Annotated in this window: 25 protein-coding genes and 1 pseudogene; 7 read left to right on the forward strand and 19 right to left on the reverse strand. The window is 65.2% G+C overall.

Translation table 11 applies throughout. The annotated features are described in order from the left end of the window. Positions 1-12: 12 nt before the first annotated feature. The 13 genes from K6T56_07825 to mnmG all read right to left on the reverse strand — a co-directional run bounded on the left by K6T56_07825 (position 13) and on the right by mnmG (position 11,422). Positions 13-435 (reverse strand): F0F1 ATP synthase subunit epsilon, encoded by a 423-nt coding sequence (locus K6T56_07825; protein ID MCL6556251.1) that lies wholly within the window; start codon positions 433-435, stop codon positions 13-15. A gap of 75 nt (positions 436-510) precedes the next feature. Beyond that, positions 511-1,890: a F0F1 ATP synthase subunit beta gene (atpD, locus tag K6T56_07830; protein MCL6556252.1), complete on the reverse strand. Its 1,380-nt coding sequence runs from the start codon at positions 1,888-1,890 to the stop codon at positions 511-513. Between the two features lie 100 nt (positions 1,891-1,990). Beyond that, positions 1,991-2,887: a F0F1 ATP synthase subunit gamma gene (gene atpG / locus K6T56_07835; GenBank protein MCL6556253.1), complete on the reverse strand. Its 897-nt coding sequence runs from the start codon at positions 2,885-2,887 to the stop codon at positions 1,991-1,993. A 48-nt stretch (positions 2,888-2,935) separates the two neighbouring features. Next, the gene (gene atpA / locus K6T56_07840; protein ID MCL6556254.1) at positions 2,936-4,477 is read right to left on the reverse strand and encodes a F0F1 ATP synthase subunit alpha; all 1,542 of its coding nucleotides are present in this window, start codon (positions 4,475-4,477) and stop codon (positions 2,936-2,938) included. Between the two features lie 8 nt (positions 4,478-4,485). After that, complete coding sequence (locus K6T56_07845) at positions 4,486-5,022, reverse strand: F0F1 ATP synthase subunit delta (GenBank protein MCL6556255.1); 537 nt, start codon at positions 5,020-5,022, stop codon at positions 4,486-4,488. Continuing rightward, entirely contained in the window at positions 5,022-5,492 is a 471-nt protein-coding gene (locus tag K6T56_07850) for a F0F1 ATP synthase subunit B (GenBank protein ID MCL6556256.1), read from the reverse strand. Before K6T56_07850 ends, K6T56_07845 begins: the two co-directional genes overlap by 1 nt. A gap of 36 nt (positions 5,493-5,528) precedes the next feature. Then, entirely contained in the window at positions 5,529-5,768 is a 240-nt protein-coding gene (gene atpE, locus K6T56_07855) for a F0F1 ATP synthase subunit C (protein MCL6556257.1), read from the reverse strand. Between the two features lie 44 nt (positions 5,769-5,812). Next, positions 5,813-6,751, reverse strand: a complete 939-nt coding sequence (atpB, locus tag K6T56_07860) for a F0F1 ATP synthase subunit A (protein ID MCL6556258.1) — start codon at positions 6,749-6,751, stop codon at positions 5,813-5,815. A gap of 18 nt (positions 6,752-6,769) precedes the next feature. Beyond that, a complete protein-coding gene (locus K6T56_07865) occupies positions 6,770-7,174 on the reverse strand; it encodes an ATP synthase subunit I (GenBank protein ID MCL6556259.1) in 405 nt (134 codons plus the stop codon). A 52-nt stretch (positions 7,175-7,226) separates the two neighbouring features. Continuing rightward, positions 7,227-8,090: a ParB/RepB/Spo0J family partition protein gene (locus K6T56_07870; protein MCL6556260.1), complete on the reverse strand. Its 864-nt coding sequence runs from the start codon at positions 8,088-8,090 to the stop codon at positions 7,227-7,229. 13 nt (positions 8,091-8,103) lie between these two features. Further along, entirely contained in the window at positions 8,104-8,886 is a 783-nt protein-coding gene (locus K6T56_07875; protein ID MCL6556261.1) for an AAA family ATPase, read from the reverse strand. Beyond that, on the reverse strand, positions 8,886-9,533 hold the full coding sequence (rsmG, locus tag K6T56_07880; protein MCL6556262.1) for a 16S rRNA (guanine(527)-N(7))-methyltransferase RsmG: 648 nt from the start codon (positions 9,531-9,533) through the stop codon (positions 8,886-8,888). Before rsmG ends, K6T56_07875 begins: the two co-directional genes overlap by 1 nt. Further along, complete coding sequence (gene mnmG / locus K6T56_07885) at positions 9,530-11,422, reverse strand: tRNA uridine-5-carboxymethylaminomethyl(34) synthesis enzyme MnmG (GenBank protein MCL6556263.1); 1,893 nt, start codon at positions 11,420-11,422, stop codon at positions 9,530-9,532. The genes rsmG and mnmG overlap by 4 nt, the downstream gene beginning before the upstream one ends. A gap of 127 nt (positions 11,423-11,549) precedes the next feature. On the opposite strand from mnmG, the gene K6T56_07890 reads away from it, so the two are divergent. The 4 genes from K6T56_07890 (at position 11,550) to K6T56_07905 (ending at position 13,865) form a co-directional block, all read left to right on the forward strand. After that, complete coding sequence (locus tag K6T56_07890) at positions 11,550-13,046, forward strand: 2Fe-2S iron-sulfur cluster binding domain-containing protein (GenBank protein ID MCL6556264.1); 1,497 nt, start codon at positions 11,550-11,552, stop codon at positions 13,044-13,046. Positions 13,047-13,100: 54 nt separating this feature from the next. Next, the gene (locus K6T56_07895) at positions 13,101-13,262 is read left to right on the forward strand and encodes a hypothetical protein (GenBank protein MCL6556265.1); all 162 of its coding nucleotides are present in this window, start codon (positions 13,101-13,103) and stop codon (positions 13,260-13,262) included. Continuing rightward, positions 13,255-13,404 carry a DUF1156 domain-containing protein gene (locus K6T56_07900; protein ID MCL6556266.1) on the forward strand — a complete coding sequence of 50 codons (150 nt, stop codon included), beginning with the start codon at positions 13,255-13,257 and terminating at the stop codon, positions 13,402-13,404. The genes K6T56_07895 and K6T56_07900 overlap by 8 nt, the downstream gene beginning before the upstream one ends. A gap of 131 nt (positions 13,405-13,535) precedes the next feature. Continuing rightward, positions 13,536-13,865: a hypothetical protein gene (locus K6T56_07905; protein MCL6556267.1), complete on the forward strand. Its 330-nt coding sequence runs from the start codon at positions 13,536-13,538 to the stop codon at positions 13,863-13,865. 393 nt (positions 13,866-14,258) lie between these two features. On the opposite strand, the gene K6T56_07910 is transcribed toward K6T56_07905, so the two are convergent. The 6 genes and pseudogenes from K6T56_07910 to K6T56_07935 all read right to left on the reverse strand — a co-directional run bounded on the left by K6T56_07910 (position 14,259) and on the right by K6T56_07935 (position 18,927). Then, positions 14,259-15,371 (reverse strand): hypothetical protein, encoded by a 1,113-nt coding sequence (locus tag K6T56_07910; protein MCL6556268.1) that lies wholly within the window; start codon positions 15,369-15,371, stop codon positions 14,259-14,261. A 10-nt stretch (positions 15,372-15,381) separates the two neighbouring features. Further along, entirely contained in the window at positions 15,382-15,744 is a 363-nt protein-coding gene (locus K6T56_07915) for a hypothetical protein (protein ID MCL6556269.1), read from the reverse strand. Between the two features lie 138 nt (positions 15,745-15,882). Further along, a complete protein-coding gene (locus tag K6T56_07920; protein MCL6556270.1) occupies positions 15,883-17,208 on the reverse strand; it encodes a sel1 repeat family protein in 1,326 nt (441 codons plus the stop codon). Between the two features lie 18 nt (positions 17,209-17,226). Next, on the reverse strand, positions 17,227-17,757 hold the full coding sequence (locus K6T56_07925; GenBank protein MCL6556271.1) for a hypothetical protein: 531 nt from the start codon (positions 17,755-17,757) through the stop codon (positions 17,227-17,229). Continuing rightward, the gene (locus K6T56_07930; GenBank protein MCL6556272.1) at positions 17,754-18,140 is read right to left on the reverse strand and encodes a hypothetical protein; all 387 of its coding nucleotides are present in this window, start codon (positions 18,138-18,140) and stop codon (positions 17,754-17,756) included. Before K6T56_07930 ends, K6T56_07925 begins: the two co-directional genes overlap by 4 nt. Positions 18,141-18,372: 232 nt before the next feature. After that, positions 18,373-18,927 (reverse strand): annotated as a pseudogene (locus K6T56_07935) (IS5/IS1182 family transposase). A 25-nt stretch (positions 18,928-18,952) separates the two neighbouring features. Here K6T56_07935 and K6T56_07940 point away from each other — a divergent pair. The 3 genes from K6T56_07940 to K6T56_07950 form a co-directional block, all read left to right on the forward strand. Continuing rightward, positions 18,953-19,123: a hypothetical protein gene (locus K6T56_07940; GenBank protein ID MCL6556273.1), complete on the forward strand. Its 171-nt coding sequence runs from the start codon at positions 18,953-18,955 to the stop codon at positions 19,121-19,123. A gap of 120 nt (positions 19,124-19,243) precedes the next feature. After that, positions 19,244-19,402: a DUF1156 domain-containing protein gene (locus tag K6T56_07945; GenBank protein ID MCL6556274.1), complete on the forward strand. Its 159-nt coding sequence runs from the start codon at positions 19,244-19,246 to the stop codon at positions 19,400-19,402. 520 nt (positions 19,403-19,922) lie between these two features. Further along, on the forward strand, positions 19,923-21,566 hold a 1,644-nt coding region (locus K6T56_07950), incomplete at its 3' end, for a DEAD/DEAH box helicase (protein MCL6556275.1).

Below are 21,566 nucleotides of genomic sequence, written 5' to 3' on the forward strand. Positions count from 1 at the left end.
AAGGGGGCCGGCCTACTTGCGCCGGCGCAACTTCTGGATGGCCGCCAGCTGCGCCACCGCCTCGGCGAGTTCCGCCTGGGCCTTGGCGATTTCCATGGCGCCGGTGCGATTCTTCATCGCCTCTTCCGCGGCGCGCTTGGCCTCCAGGGCCTTGGCCTCGTCCAGATCCTTGCCCCGCACCGCGGTGTCGGAGAGCACGGTGACGACGTCGGGTTGCACTTCGAGCAGCCCGCCGTTGACCCAGATCAGCTCTTCCTCTTCCTGATCCGGCACCTTCACCCGCACGGAACCCGGTTTCAGCCGGGTGAGCAGCGGCGCATGGCGGGGATAGACGCCCAGCTCCCCCGCCTCGCCCGGCAGGATGACATACTCCGCTGGGCCGGAATAAAGGAGCTGCTCGGCGCTCACCACATCCACATGAATCGTCATCGCCATACCTTGATCCCAATCTGGGGTTGCAATCCGGGTTTCCGCTGGGGGTGCGACTTCGTCACCCCCAAAGGCCGGCGCTTATTGCATGGTCTTGGCTTTCTCCACCGCTTCCTCGATGGTGCCCACCATGTAGAAGGCCTGCTCCGGCAGATGATCGTACTCGCCGTTGACGATGGCCTTGAAGCCCTTGATGGTCTCCTTGAGGGGCACGTACTTGCCCGGCTGGCCAGTGAACACCTCCGCCACGAAGAAGGGCTGGGAGAGGAAACGCTGGATCTTGCGCGCCCGTGCCACCACCAGCTTGTCCTCGGGAGAGAGCTCGTCCATGCCGAGAATGGCGATGATGTCGCGCAATTCCTTGTATCGCTGCAGGGTGGCCTGCACCTGCCGGGCCACGGTGTAGTGTTCCTCACCCACCACCAGGGGATCCAGCTGGCGGGAGGTGGAATCCAGCGGGTCCACCGCGGGATAGATACCCAGCGCGGCGATGTCCCGCGACAGCACCACGGTGGCGTCCAGATGGCCGAAGGTGGTGGCGGGGCTGGGGTCGGTCAGGTCGTCGGCGGGCACGTACACGGCCTGGATGGAAGTGATGGAGCCCACCTTGGTGGAGGTGATGCGTTCCTGGAGTTTGCCCATCTCTTCCGCCAGGGTGGGCTGATAACCCACCGCCGAGGGCATGCGGCCCAAAAGCGCCGAGACCTCGGTCCCCGCCAGGGTGTAGCGGTAAATGTTGTCGATGAAGAGCAGCACGTCGCGCCCTTCGTCGCGGAAGTACTCGGCGATGGTGAGGCCGGTCAGCGCCACCCGCAGGCGGTTGCCCGGCGGCTCGTTCATCTGGCCATAGACCAGGGCCACCTTGTCCAGCACGCCCCCTTCCTTCATCTCGTGATAGAAGTCGTTGCCCTCACGGGTGCGCTCCCCGACGCCGGCGAACACGGAATAGCCGGAATGCTCCACGGCGATGTTGCGGATGAGCTCCATCATGTTCACGGTCTTGCCCACGCCGGCGCCGCCGAACAGGCCCACCTTGCCCCCCTTGGCGAAGGGGCAGATGAGGTCGATCACCTTGATCCCGGTCTCCAGCAATTCAGTGGAGGCAGTGAGCTCATCGAACTTGGGTGCATGACGGTGGATGGAGCGGGTCTCCTCGGCGCCGATGGGCCCCTTCTCGTCGATGGGCCGGCCCAGCACGTCCATGATGCGGCCCAGGGTCTTGGGACCGACGGGCACGGAAATGGGGGCGCCGGTGTTCTCCACCTTGAGGCCGCGGCGCAGGCCGTCGGTGGAACCGAGGGCGATGGTGCGCACCACACCGTCACCCAGCTGCTGCTGCACCTCGAGGGTGAGGTCGGTACCCGTCACCTTCAGCGCATCGTAAACCTTGGGCATCGAGGCGCGATCGAACTGAACGTCGATCACCGCGCCGATACACTGAACGATAGTTCCTTGGCTCATGGTCGTTTCCTGATGGTCAGATTCAAAATCTTTTCGTGTCTTTCCCGGCAAAGGCGGCAGCGGCGGAATTTGCGCCTTGCGCCTTTGGCTTCAATCGCTCCTACACCGCCGATGCGCCGCCCACGATTTCCGACAGCTCCTTGGTGATGGCCGCCTGCCGGGTTTTGTTGTACACCAGCGTGAGCTCGTCGATGAGGTTGCCGGCATTGTCGCTCGCCGCCTTCATCGCCACCATGCGCGCGCTCTGCTCGGAAGCCATGTGTTCGGCGACGGCCTGATAGACCGTGTACTCCACATAGCGCTTGAGCAGGGTGTCCACCACCAACTTGGCATCCGGCTCATAGATGTAGTCCCAATGGTGCTCGAAGATGCCCCGGTCCTCGCCCCCCTCCAGGCGGGAGAGCTGATCCGGCTGATCGACGATGGGGGCGAGCTGCATCATGACCGGCTCCTGCTTCATGGTGTTGATGAACACCGTGGAGCAGAGGTGGATTTCATCGATCTCGCCGGCGATGTATTTGTCCAGCATCACCGTCACGGGTGGCAGGAGCTTTTCCAGGTGGGGCGTATCCCCCATGTGGGTGAGATAGGAGACGATGTTGGCATTCATGCGCTGCATGAAGCCAAAGCCCTTGTTGCCGATGGCGCACACCTCCACCCGCTTGCCCTCGGCATCCCACTCGCGCATCCTGGCCACGGCAAGACGCAGGACGTTGGTGTTGAGGCCGCCGCACAAGCCCTTGTCCGAGGTGACGACGATGAGGCCCACGGCCCTCACCTGTTCCCGCTTGGAAAGCAGGGGATGCCGGTACTCGGTCCGCGCATAGCTCATGCGGCGCATGACGGCACGGATTTTCGCGCCATAGGGGCGGGCGGCGCGCATGCGTTCCTGCGCCTTGCGCATCTTGGAGGCGGCCACCATTTCCATGGCCTTGGTGATCTTGCGCGTGTTCTTGACGCTGTTGATCTTGGCCCGAATTTCGCGGCTGCTAGCCATCGTCTATCCTCAAAGGGTGGAAAGCTCGGGGGCTTTCCTGTTGCCACGTCAATAGGTACCCGTCTTCTTGAAATCCTCGCAGGCGGCGGCGAGTTCCTTCTCCGTCGCCTCGTCGAGGTCGAGGGTGGCACTGATTCTGTCCAGGATGTGGGGATACTTGCTCTTGATGTGGGCCTGCAGCGCCGCCTCAAAAGCCAGCACCTTGTTCACCTCCACGTCGTCCAGATAGCCCCGGTTGACAGCGAAGAGGGAGACCGCCATCTGCGCCACACTCATCGGGCTGAACTGGGGTTGTTTCATGAGCTCGGTGACGCGCTTGCCCCGCTCGAGCTGTTTGCGCGTGGCTTCGTCCAGATCGGAGGCGAACTGGGCGAACGCCGCCAGCTCACGGTATTGGGCAAGGGCCAGCCGCACGCCGCCCCCCAGCTTCTTGATCACCTTGGTCTGGGCCGCTCCACCGACGCGGGAGACGGAAATACCGGCGTTGATGGCCGGCCGGATGCCGGCGTTGAAGAGGTCGGTCTCCAGGAAAATCTGGCCGTCGGTGATGGAAATCACGTTGGTGGGCACGAAGGCGGTGACGTCACCGGCCTGGGTTTCGATGATGGGAAGCGCGGTGAGGGAGCCGGTGCGGCCCTTGACCTCACCGTTGGTGAACTTCTCCACGTATTCCTCGTTCACCCGCGCCGCCCGCTCCAGAAGCCGGCTGTGCAGGTAGAAGACGTCGCCGGGATAGGCTTCGCGGCCGGGGGGACGGCGCAGCAGCAGGGAAATCTGCCGATAGGCCCAGGCCTGCTTGGTGAGGTCGTCATAGACGATCAGCGCATCCTGGCCGCGGTCGCGGAAATACTCGCCCATGGCACAGCCGGCATAGGGGGCGATGTACTGCATGGCCGCCGAATCGGACGCCGAGGCCGCCACCACGATGGTGTATTCCATGGCCCCGTACTGCTCCAGTTTGCGCACCACGTTGGCGATGGTGGAGGCCTTCTGGCCGATCGCCACGTAGATGCAGGTCATGTTCTGACCCTTCTGGTTGATGATGGTGTCCACCGCCACCGCGGTCTTGCCGGTCTGGCGGTCGCCGATGATGAGCTCCCGCTGGCCGCGGCCGATGGGCACCATGGAGTCAATGGCTTTCAGGCCCGTCTGCACCGGCTGCGACACCGATTTGCGGGAGATGACGCCAGGGGCGATCTTTTCCACGGGCGAAGTGAGTTTGGCATTGATGGGGCCCTTGCCGTCGATGGGCTGTCCCAGGGCGTTCACCACCCGGCCCAGGAGCTCGGGGCCCACCGGGACTTCCAGGATGCGCCCGGTGCACTTGACGGTATCGCCTTCGGTGATGTGCTCGTAATCCCCCAACACCACCGCACCCACGGAGTCCCGCTCCAGGTTAAGGGCCAGGCCATAGGTGTTGCCGGGAAACTCCAGCATCTCCATGGCCATGACGTCCGACAGGCCGTGGATGCGCACGATGCCATCGGTCACGGACACCACCGTGCCCTGGGTACGGGTATCCGCGCCGGTTTCCAGGCCCTGGATCTTGTTCTTGATCAGTTCGCTGATTTCGGAAGGATTGAGTTGCATAGCTACTCCTAAGATTTGAGCGCGGATGCCATCTTGCCGAGCTGGCCGGCGACCGAGCCATCGATCACCACATCCCCGACGCGGATGCGGGCGCCACCGATCAGGGTCGGGTCCACCTCGACGCTGGCCTTGACGCGCCGCGCGAAGCGTTTTTCCAGCCGGGCGACGAGGTCGCGCACCTGCTCTTCGCTCAAGGGATAGGCGGAGGTGATCACCGCTTCCAGTTCGTTTTCATGATCCCGGCGCAAGCCCTCGTAGAGGGCATGGATGTTGGGCAGGAGGCTTACGCGGTCGTTTTCGATGAGAAGTTCGATGAACTTCCGCCCGGCATCACTCAGCCTGTCACCACACACGCCGAAGAAGACGCGGGCAAGATCGGCCGGCTTGACATTGGGATCATTGATCAGGGCCGCCACCTGCGGTTCCTGCGCCACCGCGGAACAAAGTGCAAGCAGGTCCGACCATTCGCCGAAGGCATGGGTATCCCGGGCGACGCGAAACACCGCCTCGGCATAGGGTCGGGCGATGGTGACGGGTTCGGCCATCAGAGTTCCTTCTTGAGGGCTTCCAGGAGGTCGGCGTGGGCTTTGGCGTCGATCTCACGGCGCAGGATGCGCTCGGCGCCGGCCACCGCCAGCGCCGCCACCTGTTCCCGCAGCATTTCCCGGGCGCGGTTGGCTTCCTGTTCGATCTCAGCACGGGCGGCGGCGAGCATGCGCTCCCCCTCCAGCTTGGCAGCGTTCTTCGCCTCCTCGACGATCTCCACGCCGCGCTTCTCGGCCTGGGCGATCACCTCCGCCGCCTGCTGCTTGGCCTCCCGCAGCACGTCGGCGGCCCGCTTGGCGGCAAGCTCCAGCTCGTGCCGGCCCCGCTCACCGGCGGCCAGGCCGTCGGCGATGGTCTTTTTCCGCTCGGCCAGCGCAGCCATGATGGGCGGCCACACGTACTTCATGCAGAACCAGACGAAGACGGCGAACGTGATCGACTGCCCGATCAAGGTGAGATTGATGTTCATGCGTCTACCCTTTGAGAGGGCCTGGGGCAAACAGGCTTAGCCGGCCAGGGCGAAGATGACGTAGAAGGACACACCCACCGCGATCATGGGCACCGCGTCGGTCAGACCCATCATGATGAAGAACTGGGTGCGCAGCATGGGGATCAGCTCCGGCTGCCGGGCCGCCCCCTCGAGGAAACGCCCGCCCAGCACACCGATACCGATGGCCGCACCCAACGCGCCCAGGCCCATCATGATGGCACCGGCGATGATCAGCATTGCTTGGATTTCAGTCATTGCACTCTCCTGTTTGCAGAATCAAAAAATCAAACCAGAAACTTTCAGTGGTGCTCCGGCACGGTGTGCGCCATGTCCATGTAGACGATGGTCAGGGTCATGAAGATGAACGCCTGCAGCGTGATGATGAGGATGTGGAAGATGGCCCACCCCAGTTGCAGCAGACCCCCGAAGAGGCCAAGCACAAAGCCACCGTACATCAGCGCAATGAGGATGAAGATCATCTCCCCCGCATACATGTTGCCGTAAAGCCGCAGCGAAAGGGATAAGGGTTTGGCCAAAAGCGAGACGAATTCCAGCAGGAAGTTGATGGGGATGAACAGCGCCTGCAGAAGCGGATTCCTGGCGCTGAAAGGGTGCAGGGTAAGCTCACCGACGAAACCGCCCACGCCCTTGATCTTGATGCTGTAGAAGAGCATCAGAACGAAGACGGCCAGGGACAAGCCGAAGGTGATGTTGGGGTCGGTGGTGGGGACCACCTTGAAATACACATGGTGCGGGTCCACACCCAAAAGCGCCTGTCCGAGCTGGCCGGCGAGGAAGGGCAGCCAGTCCACCGGTAACAGGTCCATGAGGTTGAGGAGGAAAACCCAGACGAAAATGGTGATGGCAAGCGGTGCCACCAGATCATTGCGGCCGGCAAAGGAGCCGCGCACGTTGGTATCCACGAATTCGCAAATCCACTCGGCGAAGTTCTGCGCCGCCCCGGGCACGCCGGAGGTGACGCGGCGCGCCACCCTGCGGAAAAACCAGAGGAAGAGGAGCCCCAGGCTGAGGGACCAGAACATGGAATCCACATGGATCGCCCAGAAGCCCATCTGCTTGGCTTCTTCCGCGGAGCGGGCGAAGGTCCAGGTGTCCTCCTGCAACACCACCGTCTGCCCCTCGAGGTGCCGTTCGGTGCCGGCGGGCAGTTTGCCGAAGGTGAGGTTCTGCAGGTGATGCTTGATGTAAGCCGACGAGGTCAGGTTTTCCGAGGACATGTTCGCTTTCTTGCCGAGCTACATTGCGGGCAGCAGCGGGGCGAGAAACCAGCCCAACTGGCCAACCACGAAAGCCAGGGTCAGGGCAAGGGGATGCAAAGCCATCACCCCCAGGCCCAGACCAAAGAGGAGGATGACGAGCAGGAAACGCTCCAGACTCGACCGCAACGCCCCCGCGGGCAGTCGGCGCGGCGCGACCGCACCCTCACCCCGGGCCTCCCCTGCGCCCCGGCGCAGCCGCCACATCAGCAAACCGGTGTTCGCGAGGGCGATCAGCACGCCGTACAAGGCCGCCCCGGCCGCCGCCCCGCCTCCCCAGGCATACGCCACCGCCACGACCGGGACGAGCAGGGCAAGCTGCACCCGCATGACCTGCCCCGGATATTCCAGGGAGCGGGTCGTCCCTTCCCCGACGTGGTTCATGGGCGGCTGACCGAGAAATGACCGCGATTATACCGATGCGCCCATAAAAGCGTCAAATGCCGCCCTTTGTGTCCCTTTTGCCGGCAAGGCGCGCCAGCAGCGCGTCGAGCGCTTCCAGATTGGCGTAATCGATGATGAGGCTTCCCGAGCCTTTGCGCGTGTGACGGATGCGCACCCGGGTGCCCAAAACTTGGGAGAGCTCCTCGGCCAGCCGTTCCGTGTCGCGGTCGGTCTGGCGTTTCGACGGTGCCGGCGGGCGGTTCAGGCGCGCCACCAGGCGCTCCGTCTCCCGCACCGAAAGTTGCCTTGCCGCCACCTCGTGGGCGACGGTGAGCTGCTGGGCGGGGGAAAGGGCCAGAAGGGCGCGCGCATGGCCCATATCCAGTTGTCCGGCGAGCACCATGTCCTGCACCTGCTGCGGCAGTTGGCGCAGGCGGAGGAGATTGGTCACCGCGGAACGGGAGCGCCCCACCGCCTCCGCGGCTCCCTCGTGGGTCATGCCGAATTCGTCGATGAGGCGCTGGATGCCATGGGCCTCCTCGATGGGGTTGAGGTCCTCCCGCTGGATGTTTTCGATGAGGGCCATGGCAAGCGCCGCCTGATCCGGCACCTCGCGCACCAGCACCGGCACCCGCTCGAGCCCCGCCAGCTGCGCCGCCCGCCAGCGGCGCTCACCGGCGATGATTTCGTAACGGCCCGAGCTAAGGGGCCGCACCAGGATGGGCTGCATGATGCCCTGCGCCTTGATGGAAGCGGCAAGCTCCGCCAGCGATGCCGCATCCATCTTCGCCCGGGGCTGGTAGCGGCCGGGTTGCAGCAGGCCCACCTCGAGCTCATCGGGCCGGTCCGCGGTGGTGGGCAGATCGGCTCCCAGCAGGGCATCCAGCCCCCGCCCCAGGCCTTTCATCTTTGCCATCGCGGCTCCCCTTTCATGCGGGCACCCCCACCCCCTCCCGCCGGCGCAGAAATTCGCCGGTGAGGGCGAGATAGGCGAGCGCCCCTTTGGAACTGCGGTCGTGGTACATCACCGGCAGGCCGTAACTGGGCGCTTCGGCCAGACGCACATTACGGGGGATGATGGTGCTGTAGACCTTCTCCCCAAAGTGCTGCTGCAACTGCTGGGAGACCTGCTGCGCCAAGGCATTGCGGGGGTCGAACATCGTGCGCAGCAGGCCTTCGATTTCCAGCTCGGGGTTGAGGTGGGCGCGAACCTTCTTCACCGTGTTCACCAGATCGGTGAGGCCCTCCAGCGCGTAATACTCACACTGCATGGGAATCATCACGGAATGGGCGGCGACCAGGCCGTTCAGGGTAAGCAGGTTGAGCGCCGGCGGACAGTCGATGAAGATGTAATCGTATTCGCCGGCAACCGCCGCCAGGGCATCCCGCAGTCGCCGCTCCCGCCTGGGCTCATCGACGAGCTCCACCTCGGCGCCGGCAAGCTCCCGGTTGGCGGGCAGAAGATCGTATTTCGCCTGCGGGGCATGGAGGCGCGCCTGCGCCACAGGGGACTCGCCAAGGAGCACGTGATAGACGGTCTTCGTCAGCCCCGTCTTGGTGAACCCGCTACCGGTGGTGGCATTGCCCTGGGGATCGAGGTCCACCAGCAACACTCGGCGCCTTGCCGCCGCAAGGCCAGCGGCGAGGTTGACACTGGTGGTGGTTTTGCCCACACCCCCCTTTTGGTTTGCGATCGCCAGTATCCTTGCCACTACGCCACCTCCATCACCACCAGATGCCGTTGCGCGGGAAGACCCGGCACCTTGAGGGGAACCACCGCCCGCACCGTGACTTCCGGGGGAAGCTGCGCCAGCTCCTCGTCGGGATAGACCCCCTTCATGGCCAACAGCCGACCGCCCGGTGCCACCAGATGGCGCGCCAGGCGCACGAATTCCCGCAACTCGGCAAAGGCACGGGAAATCACCGCCTCCACCGGCTGGGCGGGCACGAACCGCTCCACCCGCTCGCAGACCACCGTGACCCCGCGCAGCGTGAGCTCGAGACAAGCCTGCTTAAGGAAACTCGCCTTCTTGTGGCTCGCCTCCACCAGGGTGAGCGCAAGCTCCGGGCGGGCGATGGCCAGGGGAATGCCCGGCAGGCCCGCGCCGGACCCCACATCCACCAGGGTGCCCACCTCCCCAAGGTGAGGCAGCACGGCGAGGCTGTCCAAAAGATGCTGGGTCACCATGGCCGCCGGCTCCCGCACCGCGGTGAGATTGTAGACGCGATTCCACTTGGAAAGGAGCGCGAGAAAGGCGAGGAGTTTTTCCTCCTGCGCCGCTTCGAGTTCAAGCCCCAAGGCGGTGAGGCCGGCGTGCAGCGGCTCGCGCAGCGCCACCGGCTTAAGCGCGGGCTTCATGCGGTCTTTTTCTCCCGCCGTTTGAGGTGGACGAGGAGGAGGGAAATGGCGGCCGGGGTGACGCCCGAAATCCGCGCCGCCTGGCCCAGGGTCTCCGGCCGGTGGGCATTGAGCTTCTGCTGCACCTCGATGGAAAGCCCCCGCACCTCCCGGTAGTCCAGATCAGGGGGCAGCCGCAGATGCTCGGTGGCCCGGTGACGTTCCACTTCTTCCTTCTGGCGCTCGATGTAGCCCTGGTACTTGGCCTGGATTTCCACCTGCTCCACCACCTGGCGGTCGGTGACGGCGCCGGAGGCCGGTGCTGCGCCGGGCAGGGTCATGAGGGCTTCATAAGTCACCCCGGGACGACGCAGGAGATCGAAGAGGGTGTATTCCCGCTCCAGTGGCTGGCCCAGCACCCGCACCGCCTCCGCCTCGGAAACGTTGCGCGGGCCCACCCAGGTATCCTTGAGGCGCTCCGCTTCGCGGGCGATGGCATCCCGCTTGCGGTTGAATCGCTCCCAGCGCACGTCGTCCACCACCCCCAGACGGCGGCCGATCTCCGTCAGGCGCAGATCGGCGTTGTCTTCCCGGAGCGATAGGCGGTATTCCGCGCGGCTGGTGAACATGCGGTAAGGCTCCATGACGCCGCGGGTGGTGAGATCATCCACCATGACCCCCAAGTAGGCCTCGCTGCGTTCCGGGCACCAGGGTTCCTTTTCCTGCACGTAGAGACCGGCATTGATGCCGGCGAGGATGCCCTGGGCGGCGGCCTCCTCGTAACCCGTGGTGCCGTTGATCTGGCCGGCGAAGAAAAGGCCGCGGATGGCCTTGGTCTCCAGGGAACGCTTGAGGCCCCGGGGGTCGAAGTAATCGTATTCGATGGCGTAGCCCGGCCGGGTGATGTGGGCTCGCTCGAAGCCGCGGATGGAGCGCACCATGGCAAGCTGCACATCGAAGGGGAGGCTTGTGGAGATACCGTTGGGATAGATTTCGTGGGTGCCGAGGCCCTCCGGCTCGACGAAGACCTGATGGCTTTCCTTGTCGGCGAAGCGGTGGATCTTGTCCTCGATGGAGGGACAGTAGCGGGGCCCGACGCCCTCGATGACGCCGGTATAGAGGGGCGAACGGTCGAGCCCGGCGCGGATGATCTCGTGGGTGCGCGGGTTGGTGTGGGTGATCCAGCAGGAGACCTGGCGCGGATGCTGGCTCGCCTCGCCAAGGAAGGAAAACACAGGCACCGGCTCATCGCCGGGCTGTTCCGTCATCACCGAATAGTCGATGGTGCGGCCATCGATGCGGGGCGGGGTGCCGGTCTTAAGCCGCCCCACCGGCAGCTTGAGCTCCCGCAGGCGGGCGGCGAGGCTTACGGATGCCGGATCTCCGGCGCGACCGGCGCGGTAATGGGACAGTCCCACATGCACCAGGCCACCGAGGAAGGTACCGGTGGTGAGCACCACCGCCCGGGCGCGGTAGCGGATGCCCAGTTGGGTGACCACCCCCGCCACGTGCTCGCCGTCCAGCAGCAGATCGTCCACCGCCTGCTGCACGAGCCACAGATGGGGCTGGTTTTCCAGGCGACGGCGGATGGCCTGCTTGTAGAGCACGCGGTCGGCCTGGGCACGGGTGGCGCGCACGGCGGGCCCCTTGCGGGAATTGAGGATGCGAAACTGGATGCCGGCCTCGTCGGTGGCCGCCGCCATGGCGCCCCCCAGCGCATCCACCTCCTTGACCAGATGTCCCTTACCGATGCCGCCGATGGAGGGGTTGCAGGACATCTGGCCCAGGGTCTCGATGTTGTGGGTGATAAGGAGGGTATCCACCCCCATGCGGGCGGAGGCGAGCGCCGCCTCGGTGCCCGCATGGCCACCGCCGACGACAATTACACCGAAAACCTGGGGAAAATCCATGGCCCAAGGGTCCAAAAAAGGGTTTTATGATACGTGAAGCCACCGCCTCCGTCAGCCCGCGCGGGGGGCTTCGCCGCACCCTGCGGCTGGGTTAAGCTTGAGCCCTGTCGCTTCTGAAAGTTCCCCCATGCCCAGGCTGTTGAACCTTGCCCGCGCCGCCCGGCTGGTGGGCATTTCCCGTGGTGTCCTGCAACAGAAAATCCAGTCCGGCGAGCTCACCTCCCACGACGGCCAGGTGAGCGTGGAAGAGCTCCAGCGCGTCTTTCCCCAGGCGGCACTGGAAGACAACACCGTTCTCGAAAACATCGAGGGGATCAAGGAAAAGGCCTTCGGCCGCCGCATCGCCGAGCGGGTCCTGCCCAGCGCGGAGGTGCTGGCGGCGAGGCTGCAGGAGATCGGCCGGGAACTGGTGGAAACCAAGGCCCTGCTGGGCCACACGACGGAGGTGCTGGAGCAGCTCAACAGGATGCTGGGCGAGCATGCCAGCGCGGCGGGGGAGGCGGGGGCATTGGCCCGGGAACTGCAGGGGTGGCTGCACAACCGGATGCTGGCCGGCCCCCCCAGCGACAACGCTGCCTGGGGACTGCTGCTGCGGGACAGCCTGCTCAAGGTTTTGGCCGCCCAGGTGAGAATCGCCGGGACCAACGAGGAATTTTTCGTCGAAGGGGGCGACACTATCCTGGAATCGGCCCTGCGCGCCGGCATTCCGCTCGCCTATGGCTGTTCCAGCGGGGAATGCGGCACCTGCCGAGCGCGGGTGCTCTCCGGCGAGGTGAAACAGGTGCGCCCCATCCAATACCGCTTTCCCGCCGGCGCGCGGGAGCGGGGCGAGGTGCTGCTCTGCTCCTGCACGGCGGTCACCGATCTGGTGCTGGAGGCCTCGGTGGCACAGTCGCCTGCCGACATCCCCGTGCAAACCCTGCGCGCCCAGGTGAGAAGCATCGAGCGCCCCACGCCGGAGGTGGCCGCGCTGCACCTGCGCACCCCCCGCCGGCACCGCCTGCGCTTCCTCGCCGGTCAGCGGGTTCGCCTCACCTTCGGCCAGACCCTTGGCGCGGAGTTGCCGGTGGCAAGCTGCCCCTGTGAGGACCGCCATCTGGAATTTCACGTCCGCCGGCTGAACGGCAATCCCTTTGCCGACCACGTCTTCGAAGCCCTGGCCCCTGGCGAGGAGGTGACGGTGGAAGGACCCTTTGGCGATTTTGTCCTGGACCGCCGCTCCACCCGGCCTCTCCTCTTCCTTGCCTTTTCCACCGGCTTTGCCCCCATCAAGAGCCTCATGGAACACGCCCTCGCCTTGGACAACGCGCCCGCCATCCATCTCCTCTGGGTCGCCCCCCGGGCAAGTGCCCTCTACGCCGCCAATCTGGGACGGGCCTGGGCGGACGCGCTGGATCACGTCCACTTCACCCCGGTGATCGCCGGGGGCGATCTCACCGCCACCGCAAGCCGGCAGCAGGAGGCTGTCTTCCGCGTGCTGGAGGCGCATCTGGCGCCCCTCGCCGAGCTTCCCACCCTGGATGCCTACGTCGCCGGGCCCCCGCTCCTTGTCCAGGCAGCCCGCACCTGGCTGGGCCGCCACGGCGTCCAACACATCGCCTGCGACGAAGAGGCGGGGGCTTGAGCTTCGGTCGAGCCGATGAGCCAAGGTAAAGGCTGATCGTGCGAGTGCACCAGGGTGTTGCTCGGCGCCCGTCAGACCGGCCGGCGCGCGGCGGTCGGGGTGGAGGTGGATTTCGTCACCGAGACGCCCAGGCGGCACCTGCCCATCGTGGTCAAAACAACCACCCGGGCGGAGCCGGCGGATGCCAGGGGCCTGGAAAACTTTCTGGATGGATAGGGGGACAGATGTGACGGCGGGCTTCTGCTGTACGGCGGTAAAGCTTAGCGAAGTCGCCCTGCCGCTAGACGCCGTCAACGCCGCCAGCGCGCGAGAAAAGTCGATTCGCCACGCCTATCCCAGCCCCCTCCGCCTCTGGTGAGGGGGGCGGCCTGCCCCTTTCCCTCGGTCTCCATTCGCGCTACGTTCTTCAAGACGGGGGCGAAGACAAATCCACACTGTTTCGATGCAGGCCACCGGATTCAGCCTGATTCTGTCAAAATTTCGCTCGCCATGACTGCCAGTGAGAACACCCCCACCCTCGCCGTCATCGACGGCGGCGGAAGCTTTGCGCGCAAGCGATGGCTGCTCCTCAACCAGCCTTGGCGGCTCACCCTCGATGAATTTGAAGAAATGGTTCGTCTATGCGGCCTGAGCCGGGCGGAGGAATTCGACTTGATGCTCGTGCGTCTGCGTCACAAAGCGCGCGGCAACATCGAGGCCAAATATCTGCTGGCCGTGATCGAAGGCGATCGCCGCGAAGCCGACCGCCTCGGTAAAATCCTCGCGCGGCGCAACGCGCTCGGTCTGCGAGTCATCCGGAAGACTGAAAAACCATGCTAAGGGCGACGCGTTTCCATTCCTGCTGGCGGGAACTCCGCGCCGGCTGGGGGCTGATCTTCGTCGGGGCAATCATCGCCATCGGCACGACCGTGACCGCCTGGTGAAAACTCTTTCGCGGAAGCCGTTCGTGACATCCGTCACGATGGCGTTCTTATCGTGCTACTGGACCGTAGAGCAAGGCGTCCACCGGCGGCTTGGGCCCAGCGCGCTTCGGGCCCCATGCGAAGAACCCGCCGGCGGTCGAGACGATCCATAAGCAGCTCGCCGCGTAGTATCCCCCTCGCAAGGTCGACGAATGGTGCGTGTCGTCGGAGGGCGGAGGTGCGGGTGGCGAATCGGGGCTCCCGCCGGTCCGGCGTCGGACCGCTCCACTTTCCCGCTTTGCGCCGGACTTTACTGCTGCCGCTGCTGCATGACTTCCTGCACGCGCTGGCGGATCTGCGCCTGTTGTTCGGGCGTCATGAAGGGCAGCAGCGCATTGGCGGGCAGGGCACCCGGCGGCTGGCGCGGGCCTGCTGTCGTCGTAGGTTGCGCCACGGCTGGCGATGCAGGCTTGCTTGCCCCCTGCGTTTCGAGCAGTGCGATGATCTCGGCCGCATTCGCTTCTTGTGCGATCTCCAGCGCGGATTTGCCGTCGGCGCCCTTGGCAGCGGGATCGATACCGCCGCCATCGAGGAAGAGCTTCACCGCCAGCGCATCCTTGCGCCGCACGGCATCGAAAAACTGCGTCTGATTGTGGTAGGTCAGCCCCATCGCGGTCAGGTTCTTGCGCGCATCGATCATCTGCGCCGTTTTGTCCGCCGGGCCAGCGGGCGGCGTAACGACCACGTTCGCAGCAGCGGGCGCCGGGGCGGCGACCGATGCCGGCTGCGGCGCTTCAGGCGGTAGCAGCGCGGCGACGGCTTCCTTGTCTGGCGATTGCACCGGCAGCCCGGGCGCCTCGATACGCTCGACGAGCACGACAGGCAGCTTTTTCTTCATCGCCTCGATGAAGTCGTTGAGCCGGCGCGTGAGCCACTCGCCCGGCGTGCCGCGGATGGCCTTGGCGATGCCGGAGAAAAGGCCATGCGTGAAACTACTCTCCGCCGCGTCAATGTTGACGGCGCGCAGATAAACCTTCACACCTTTACTGAACGGATAGACGCAGGCCTGGAAGAGATCACCGTTGAAGGCCATCTGGTTGCGCACGCCGCCCGATTCCTTGCGCACTTCGGCCACCGCCTCGCCGCAATCGAGGATTTCCGTCGGCGTCCCCGCCAGCGCGCCGCGCAGGGTGCCCGGCTTGCCCGGTCGGAGCGGCAATGCCTCAGGGATGGGCTTGAGGCTTAGCGGCGCCGAACCGATCCAGCCGGAGAGCGCATCCTGCACGACCTCAATCGCCTGCATCGGGGGAACGTCGGGAATCACCACCTCGGCATTGGCCACGGTGGTTTTGACGCTGATGGCCGCAGCGGGGGCCGCGGCCGCAACGAGAAGGACGGCGACCGCCGTCTTCACTTTACGCATCGTTTGCTCCTTAAGATTTCATCGGCATCGGCCGGCCGTCATTGAGCGACACCCAGCCGAACACCACCCGGTAGATGAACCAGATGCCCGCGGCGACGAGAACCAGCCAGCCAATCAGGATGAAAAAGGCGGCCATGCCCACGACGACCCACAGCAGCATGAACCAGAAAGTGCGAATCTGCCAGGCGAAGTGGCTTTCCAGCCAGGTGCCGCGCGCTTCATCGCGTTTGATGTAGTCGAGGATGAGCGCGGCGATGGCGGTCACGGGGAAAAGCAGCGCTGCTGCATACAGCCCATAGGCGATGTGCGTCATGGTCTTGAGCGGACGCAGTTTCTCGGCATCGGCCGATCCGGACTCCGACGCCGGCAGCAGCGGCGTCTTGCGCGCCGCGCGCACCCCGAACCAGACAGCGCCTGCCAGCGCCGCCAGACCGAGCAGCGGAGCGATGCCGATCCCTAAATGCCAGAATGTCAAACCTCCCATGCGGTTTCCTCCTTTTTCGAATGACAATCAACACGGCCCCGCGTCCCATTCGAAGCGGTTCTCGAAGGGGTTCCACTTGCTCTTGGCGCGTAACTTGACCTTGCGCCCGTCGTCATAGGTGCGCCAGCAGTCGGCGTTGATGCAGCGGGTGCTGCAAGACACGCGGCCAGGCGTCTTGGCGGGTGCAGGCGGGAAAGGGTCGTCTGCAGCCGAGGTGGTGGGCGCCTTGGCGACCTTCTCGGCTTTCGGCGCGGACGCCTTGTCGGCCTTCGGGGTCGGCGCGGCGGGCTGGGGCGCCTCGGCTTTCTTCAGATAGGCATCGAGCGCCTTGCCGAAGTTGCCCGGCTGCGCCAGCGCCCTCGTCAGCGCCTGGCCGGCTTCGATCTCGCGCGGGCTCATCTCTTTCACGATGGCGTCGCGATTGCGCGTCGCCTTGTTGTTGGAGGAAGGGTCGCCGGCAGCGGAAAGGTTATAGAGCGCATAGGCCAGCACCTTGTCCTGCGGCACGCCTTGGCCGTTGGCATACATCCAGCCCAGGTTGTTCTGCGCGTCGGCATGCCCCTGCTCGGCGGCCAGGCGATACCACTTGACCGCTTCCTTGAAGTCCTGCGGCACGCCTTGGCCGTTGGCATACATCACGCCCAGGTTGTATTGCGCCGAGGCATTCCCCTGCTCGGCGGCCAGGCGGAACCACTTCACCGCTTCCTTGAAGTCCTGCGGCACGCCTTGGCCTTTGGCATACATAAGGCCCAGGTTGTTTTGCGCAAGAACAACCCCCTGCTCGGCGGCCAGGCGATACCACTTCACCGCTTCTTTGTAATCCTGCGGCACGCCTTGGCCCCTTTCATACATCACGCCCAGGTCGTTTTGCGCGAAGGCATACCCCTGTTCAGCGGCCAGGCGATACCACTTCACCGCTTCCTTGTAGTCCTGCGGCACGCCTTGGCCAGTGGCATACCTCAGGCCCAGGTTGCTTTGCGCGGTGGCATACCCCTGCTCGGCGGCCAGGCGATACCACTTCACCGCCTCCCTGTAATCCTGCGGAACGCCTAGGCCCCTTTCATACATCACGCCCAGGTCGTTTTGCGCAACGGCATGCCCCTGCTCGGCGGCCAGGCGATACCACTTGACCGCTTCCTTGAAGTCCTGCGGCACGCCTTGACCGTTGGCATACATCACGCCTAGGCCTAATTGCGCAGTTGCATTGCCAGCTTCCGCCAGCGGCCGCCATTCCTTGAGGGCAGTGGCATAGTCGCCGCGATTGTAAGCGGCCAAGCCTTCCTCGAACCCTGCCCGCGCGGGCAGGGCCAGGCTGGCGCACAGAATGAGCATGGCCAGGGTCGTCTTTTTCATGGTTGCATCGCCTCCTGTTCAGAACTTTTCGGCTTGCCGGCGGCGGCGCTCGGCTTCTTCGGCCGTCGAGCCTTTGTTGAACGCCTCGTGCAGACGGTTGGTGAGGTAGAGCACTTCCATCGAAAACGACAGGTGCGGCGCCTCGATGCGGACGATGCTGTCGCCCTGACGGTAGAGCGCCGTGGCGTCGCCGACGAAGGGGATGTTCTCGCGCACGGTCTTGTATTTCTGGCGCAGCGCCGCGGTGACCTCGCGCAAGCGCCCCTTGTCGAGGGTCATGATGACGCCGTCGAGCTTTTTGTCCTGGCCGAAGATAAAGGTGATCTTCTGCAGGCCGTCGATATCCAGCCCCTCGCCGTCGCCTTCGAGCATCGGCCCCTGCGTCCATTTGTTGATGCCGCCGTCCTTGAGGCGCGTCTGGCCGGAGAGTTTCGCCTTCACTGCGGCGTAATCCGCGACCCCGACTTCCAGTCCCAGCGGGGCGACGTTGGCACCCCAGGCAAGCCAGGGCAGGATGAGCGTAACGAGGGCGATTGCGAAGCGCTTCATCGGTTCTCCTTGCGTTGCGATTTCAGACGTGACAGTTTACGGGTCGATGCCAGGGCATAGGCGCCCATGGCGGCGAAAAATCCTGCGAACAGGGCGGTAAAGAGATCGCCGCCGAATAGCTGGGCAAGCGCGCTGATCGTGCCGCCGACAAAGAACAGCCCACCGACCAGATACCCCACGACGACGCCCGCCGTGAGATGAAATCCCGCAAGCGACTTCGCAGCATCCGGGTCGATGCCCAGCTTTTGCAGTTCGGACAGAACGATCGACGGCGAGTGGTCAGACGTCTTCTCTTCCTCGGCAACCTGCCGCAGCAGGCGTTCGCGCAGAGCCGGATCCTTCACTTCGCTCAGGATCGTGGCGATGAGTTGGCTTTTATCCATCGGGTTCCTCCCCTTTTTCCGCCGCCCAAAACTTTAGGCGGCCAGCACACGCGTTCCGGCTCTCCCGACCGTAGCGTGGCGTGAATTATGCGAAAAAACCGGTAGGCTGCACATCCCTCATGCCACAGGCCTCGGCGCGAAGGGTGTCCGTGCCAAGGAACACGAAATCCGGCATACGCCGAAGAGCGGTCGAGGCGCACGCGTGGTGTTGCCGAAAAGCGCCACAAAACGCTCTGTATAGCCCCTTGATCTCGCCCCCGGCCATGCGGCTGCGCCACTGCGCCACCGCCTCGCTGTCACCCTCCTTGCGCTGGTGCTTGTCCACGGGCGGGGTGTCGTCATCACCGCGCTTGCGCCGGGGCTCGGGCACCGGTGCGATGACCTGGGTGTTGCCCTGGGTGTGCGCGTGCACCGCGTCGATCTGCTCGTGCGCGGGGAATCCGCCGTCGACCAGCCATTGCCCGGGTGTGCAGCCGGTACGTTCGATGACCTGCTCTTCGCAGGTACTGGCCAGCTGCACGTTGAACGCCGGCCTGAAGCTGCCGTCGCCCATCTTCATCATCACCCGCGCGTGGGCATCCGTGGTGCTCACGCGCGCGTGCTCGGGCTGCTCACCATTGCGCTGCTTGACCGCCTGCACCTGCGGCAGTTGCTGCAGCGCCGCGCGGATGCGCTCTTCGCGCTGCTTGATGTCGCGGCCCAGCTCCTCGGCCTCGGCCAGGTGCTGCTGCAGGCTGGCTTGCCGCCGAAACGACGCCGCGCCGGCATCGGCTCCCCCGCGCAGCCGGGTGCTGGATCGGGCCCTGGGTGTCATGCCGGTGGGGTTGCTCGGCGCCCGTCAGACCGGCCGGCGAACGGCGGGGAGGGTGGAGGTGGATTTCGTCACCGAGACGCCCAGGCGGCACCCGCCCATCGAGGTCAAAACAACCACCCGGGCGGAGCCGGCGGATGCCAGGGGCCTGGAAAACTTTCTGGATGGATAGGGGGACAGATGTGACGGCGGGCTTCTGCTGTACGGCGGTGATGAAGTCTTTCCGCTGACCCAACCGGTGTTCGCCGCGCCGTGGTGGAGCGGGCTGTGAAAAAAGCTTAGCGAACTCGCCCTGCCGCTAGACGCCGTCAACGCCGCCAGCGCGCGGGAACAGTCGATTCGCCACGGGCATCCCAGCACCCTGCATTGGAGTGAGCGCGCATCGGCCTCCTCCGTTCCCTCGGCCTTCGTCCCCGCTGCGCCGAGGGCTTTCCTCCGATACAGAAGCTAGCGAACAGGCGCAAAGGCGCGCCGTTCCTTGGTTGTTCGGGTTCCAGTCTGGAACATGGGCACAATCTTGGGCACACTTTTTGAAGTCATGCCACTATTCTGCCAGATCACACTCACCCTCGCCGCGAAGGCGCAGACCCATCGTGCTGAAGCGCTTGCAGAATCTCCTCGACGCCACCAACGGCTTGCCCATGCACGCCGTGACGACGCTGCCGCGCCGGGTGGATGACGCACTCGAGCTGGCCAATTCGAGGCCGGCGGCCCACCTCGACCGCGAATCCTCCGCAAACAAAGAGGGGGCATCCACCTTCCGTCGGTGTTGGAGACCGCCTATCATATGGCGCCATTCGCGCCCCATCCGAAAGGTAGCCATCTGAATGGCGACCTTCGGCGAAGCCCCGGCCCGAGCGGGACGCTCCATCACCCAGCCCACGGATACCGGCGTTCATACCGGCACCCCTGCCTCCGGCGTGCGGACAGGCACGGGGTGACGAGCGAATGGCGAGGACTTTCGGCAAGACATGAAACTCGAAGACCTCACCCCCGGTGCAAGCGTGCGCGGTATCCTTCCTGATGCCGCGGTCAGCGTGGTCAGCGTAGAGTGGCATGGCCCGGACGCGCTGACGCTCGTCTACCGCGACCCAGGAGGCAAGGTGGCCGACGAAATCCTCTACCGCCACGACGAGCCGCGTCTCGCGATCGCCGCGCACGGCCGCCCGTGGAGCTTCGACGGTGACGGCGCGATGTTCCGCCTGGTCGCCGAGGCGCACCGCATTCGCCTGGCGCACCTGTTCGACCCGGTGCTCGCCGTGCACACCTCGCTCGTCGAGCCGCTGCCGCACCAGATCACGGCCGTCTATGAGGCGATGCTGCCGCGCCAGCCGTTACGTTTTCTGCTCGCCGACGACCCAGGCGCCGGCAAGACGATCATGGCGGGACTCCTCATCAAGGAGCTGATCGCCCGCGGCGATTTGAAACGCTGCCTCATCATCTGCCCCGGCAGCCTTACCGAGCAGTGGCAGGACGAGCTTGCCCGCAAGTTCCAGCTACCCTTCGAGATCCTCACCAACGACAAGCTCGAAGCCGCGCGCACCGGCAACTGGTTTCTCGAAAACGACCTGGTGATCGCGCGGCTGGACAAGCTCGCGCGTAACGAGGACGTGCAGCGCAAGCTCGCCGCGCCCGACAACCGCTACGACCTCGTCGTCTGCGACGAGGCGCACAAGCTCTCGGCCACCTTCTTCGGCGGCGAAGTCAAGTACACCAAGCGCTACCGCCTGGGCCAGCTCGTCTCGGGCCTCACACGCCACTTCCTGCTGCTGACGGCCACGCCGCACAACGGCAAGGAAGAGGACTTCCAGCTGTTCCTGGCGCTGCTCGACGGCGACCGCTTCGAAGGGCGCTTTCGCGACGGCGTGCACCAGGTCGACGTCAGCGACCTGATGCGACGCATGGTCAAGGAAAGCCTGCTCAAGTTCGACGGCACGCCGCTCTTCCCGGAGCGCATCGCCTACACGGTGCCGTACAAGCTCTCCCCGGCCGAGGCGCGCCTGTACCGGGAAGTCACCGACTACGTGCGCGAGGAATTCAACCGCGCCGAGGCGCTCGCCAACGACAAGCGCGCCAGAACGGTCGGCTTCGCGCTGACCATCCTGCAGCGAAGGCTGGCCTCGTCGCCGGAGGCGATCTACCAGTCGCTGCGCCGCCGCCGCGAGCGGCTCGAGAAGCGGCTGCGCGAGCTAGAGCTGCTGCAACGGGGTGCCACGGCGCCGGCGCCTGTGGCGGCGGGCCCGCTGCTCGACGAGGAGGACGTGGAAGACCTCGAGGAGGCGCCCGAGAACGAGGTCGAGGCCGCCGAGGAAGAGATCCTCGACCAGGCCACGGCCGCGAGCACCATCGCCGAGCTCAAGCTCGAGATCGAGACACTCGCGCGTCTGGAGGCGCTCGCCGCCGACGTGCGCCGCAGCGGCCAGGACACCAAGTGGCGCGAGCTGTCGCAACTGCTCGGCGAGCTCTTCGCGCCCGGCACGCTTACCACGGGAGAACCCCCTGCGCCGCCCTACGGCGCCGGCTCCATCCCCAGGCCCGTGCCTTCGCCGCACCAGAAGCTGGTGCTCTTCACCGAGCACCGCGACACCCTCGCCTACCTCGAGCGGCAGATCTGC

The sequence above is a fragment of the Burkholderiales bacterium genome (genome assembly GCA_023511995.1).
In the GTDB taxonomy this organism is placed as follows: domain Bacteria; phylum Pseudomonadota; class Gammaproteobacteria; order Burkholderiales; family Thiobacteraceae; genus Thiobacter.